We start from the raw sequence: 2,103 nt of genomic DNA on the forward strand, positions 1-2,103 counted from the left end.
GAGCAGGTCGCCGTCGAGAACGGCGTCGCCGTGCTGGCGATCGGCCTCGGGGCGTTCGAGTTCCGCCCGGTAGGACACGGAGAGGACTCCCCGGGGCGCCCGCAGCAGGTGCAGGCGTCCGCCGTGCGGTGCAGCCAGTTCGGCCGGTCCTACGAGTGACGTTCCCTCCGTCGCCATGTCGAGCCGTTCGGCGTGTACCCGGAGCCCGCGGGCGGCAGCGACCTGGAGTGCGATGTCCGCGGGTTCCCGGACGTCGAAGGCGAGGTCGCAGGTGACCACCCTCCCGGCGTCGGCGGGAGGGATGCGCGTCCGCTGGTCGTCAGGCTGCGGGGCGGTCATTCCGATGGTGCCGCGCTGGCGTCGTGCAGGATCTGGCCGGGCGGACCGGCCAGCCTGCCAGCGGCAGCCAACCGGAGCACCTCGTGTGCCGGTCCGGCGGCGGCGTCGGGAGGGATCACGAGAAGGCGGATCCGCGGCCGGGTTCCGTCGCCTACCGTGACCACGTGCGGGTCGAGGGTCCGAAACCAGCTGACCCGCAGCGTCGGCCGGCCGGGTTGCGTGAGCCGGTCGGGGATGTCAGTCCAGGTATCACCGTTGACCGAAACACGGGTGATCGTCTCGTCGGCAGTCGTCAATGCCGTGACGAGTCCAGGAAGCTCGTTGGCCAGAGTCAGGGTTCGTGGCCACCAGCCGCCGTCGAAGGATCCCTGGCCGCGGAGCGGGGTCAACGACAGGCGTGGTACGTCTCCACGGACTCTGGAGGTCGGATCGGCCGGTCGTGTACGTGTGCCTGTGGGTTGGGGACGGAGCCGGGTGGGAGCGCCGCCGTCGTCGTCGAACCGGGCAAGGTCGACCCGGTCGAGAGGGGAAATCATCTGGCTCGTCGTCATGACGGCCGCCTAACCCCGACGGCGAAAACCGCCGGATGGCCATGACCGGAACGACGCCGACCTTCGTGCCGACGTTCGTGAATTTCCGGCCTGCTTAAATTATGCCATGCCCTGCACCTGCACGCGCGATGGCGAGGTAGATCTTCGTCTACGCGCTGGTGGACGCCGACACCGGGACCGTCGGCCAGGCACAGGTATCCACCACCACGCCGAGCCCAAAACCTTCGACCAGCAAAAAGAGTAAGGTTCACGGATATAAGGAAGTCGACTTGCCGGAACGTCGCCGGAGGTTTTCACCCGAATTTCGTGTTGAAGGCGGTCACGCTTATGTTCGAAATACCTGGTCTGATCGCGCCGGTAGCCGGATGAAGGTCGCGCTGCTCGCGCCGGTGGCGTGGCGTACCCCGCCGCGGCATTACGGTTCGCGGGAGAAGATTACCAGCCAGCTCGCGGAGGGTCTGTCGAGCGTGGAGTGGACGTCACCCTGTTCGCGACGCTGGGATTCGCGAACGGCCGGCGCGTTGGAGGGGGTGTGCCCGCACGGGTATGCCGAGGATCCTGTGCTCGACGACGCGTGGGTGAGGCGCTGCACGTGGCGCACGCGCTGATCCGGTCGGGCGAGTTCGACGTCGTGCACCACCGTCTCGACTGGCTGCCGCTGGCGTTCGCGGCGCATGTCCGGGCGCCGATGGTGACGACCGTTCATGGTTTTTCGGACCCGTGGATCGTCCCGGCGTACGCGCGGGCGGCGTCGGCGTATGTGTCCATCTCCGACGCCGACCGCCGCCCCGAGCTGGACTATTAAGGAGAAATTTTTGATCTGGACTGATCACCAATGAATATAGGACAACCTGGGTGCGCGGAAGATTCCCCTTATGATCTCCGGGGAATCTCGTAGATGCTCCAGCGCTGCAACCGCCCGAGAATACAGGTCCCCCGCGTCTTTGATCGATGCCCTCCCGAGCGTGTCATGTTTGACGTTTTTCCACACCAGCTCGTCGGGGTTGAGCTCGGGCGAATAGGTCGGCAGGAAGAACAACGTCAGTCTCCCGTCGCTGTCCTCGGCGAACTGCCGAGTCTTCCTGGAAACATGGTAGGTGGCATTGTCGAGAATCAGGAAGACCTTCTTCCCTCCGGCATCGGCCAGCAGCTTGGCACAGAAATCGATGAGCCTTTTCCATCTTGTTTTCTAGCGGCTGTCGGTCTCCAGGAC

4 protein-coding genes and 1 pseudogene are annotated in these 2,103 nt (G+C 65.5%); 2 read left to right on the forward strand and 3 right to left on the reverse strand.

Annotated features, from left to right (window positions below):
- Positions 1–339, reverse strand: a pseudogene (locus DD1DGNOD_RS15770) (transglutaminase-like domain-containing protein); the annotation flags it as partial.
- The gene (locus DD1DGNOD_RS15775) at positions 336–890 is read right to left on the reverse strand and encodes a DUF5994 family protein (protein WP_131766132.1); all 555 of its coding nucleotides are present in this window, start codon (positions 888–890) and stop codon (positions 336–338) included. The gene DD1DGNOD_RS15775 and the pseudogene DD1DGNOD_RS15770, both read right to left, overlap by 4 nt.
- Before the next feature lie 365 nt (positions 891–1,255).
- Between DD1DGNOD_RS15775 and DD1DGNOD_RS29610 the strand changes: the two genes are divergently transcribed.
- Together DD1DGNOD_RS29610 and DD1DGNOD_RS15780 are read left to right on the forward strand one after the other, a co-directional pair.
- Positions 1,256–1,498 carry a hypothetical protein gene (locus DD1DGNOD_RS29610; RefSeq protein WP_241255755.1) on the forward strand — a complete coding sequence of 81 codons (243 nt, stop codon included), beginning with the start codon at positions 1,256–1,258 and terminating at the stop codon, positions 1,496–1,498.
- Complete coding sequence (locus DD1DGNOD_RS15780; protein ID WP_241255754.1) at positions 1,387–1,695, forward strand: hypothetical protein; 309 nt, start codon at positions 1,387–1,389, stop codon at positions 1,693–1,695. Before DD1DGNOD_RS29610 ends, DD1DGNOD_RS15780 begins: the two co-directional genes overlap by 112 nt.
- A 24-nt stretch (positions 1,696–1,719) precedes the next feature.
- On the opposite strand, the gene DD1DGNOD_RS31295 is transcribed toward DD1DGNOD_RS15780, so the two are convergent.
- Positions 1,720–2,058, reverse strand: a complete 339-nt coding sequence (locus DD1DGNOD_RS31295; protein ID WP_430827816.1) for a transposase — start codon at positions 2,056–2,058, stop codon at positions 1,720–1,722.
- Positions 2,059–2,103 lie beyond the last annotated feature (45 nt).

The organism is Candidatus Protofrankia californiensis (genome assembly GCF_900634765.1).
GTDB classification, from domain to species: domain Bacteria; phylum Actinomycetota; class Actinomycetes; order Frankiales; family Frankiaceae; genus Protofrankia; species Protofrankia californiensis.

Excerpts from the sequence above, each read along its gene's own strand:
- DD1DGNOD_RS15775 (WP_131766132.1), bottom strand. The coding sequence starts at position 890 with ATGACGACGAGCCAGATGATTTCCCCTCTCGACCGGGTCGACCTTGCC.
- DD1DGNOD_RS29610 (WP_241255755.1), top strand. The coding sequence starts at position 1,256 with ATGAAGGTCGCGCTGCTCGCGCCGGTGGCGTGGCGTACCCCGCCGCGG.